Source organism: Aromatoleum toluolicum (assembly GCF_012911005.2).
In the GTDB taxonomy this organism is placed as follows: Bacteria; Pseudomonadota; Gammaproteobacteria; order Burkholderiales; family Rhodocyclaceae; genus Aromatoleum; species Aromatoleum toluolicum.
Window position 1 is genome coordinate 1 of sequence record NZ_WTVS01000247.1, and the last position, 415, is coordinate 415.

The window sequence follows — 415 nt, forward strand, 5'->3', positions numbered from 1 at the left end:
CCTCCTCACGGTCGCCCTCGCGGCCGCCGGTCTGGCCCGCCGCCTGCGCTGAGGCGCGCGTCCCGCCGGCGGCCGGCGCGGGCAGTCACGCTGCGGAACGGGGAGCCGTTATGACCCGGAAGGGCCAACTGGCTACCCTCTCAGGTGACCCTGTCGGCAAACCGAGGATGTCCGTCATGATCGAACCCGTGCAGTTGCCCGCCCCGTGGCGGGACGCACGTCTGACCGTCGTGGTGCCCACCTACAACGAGGCGGGGAACCTCCCGGTGCTGGTCGAACGGCTCCTCGCGCTGCCCCTGCCCGGCCTGAAGGTGCTGGTCGCCGACGACAACTCCCCGGACGGCACGGGCGAGGTCGCCGACAAGCTCGCCATTGAGCACCCCGACCGGGTCGAGGTCGTGCACCGGGCCGGCAA

1 protein-coding gene is annotated in these 415 nt (G+C 72.5%); it reads left to right on the forward strand.

Going from position 1 to position 415, the window contains the following annotated elements; genetic code table 11:
* Positions 1-176: 176 nt before the first annotated feature.
* Positions 177-415, forward strand: a 239-nt coding sequence (locus GPA27_RS28585; RefSeq protein ID WP_169143756.1) for a glycosyltransferase, incomplete at its 3' end; no start/stop codon positions are given.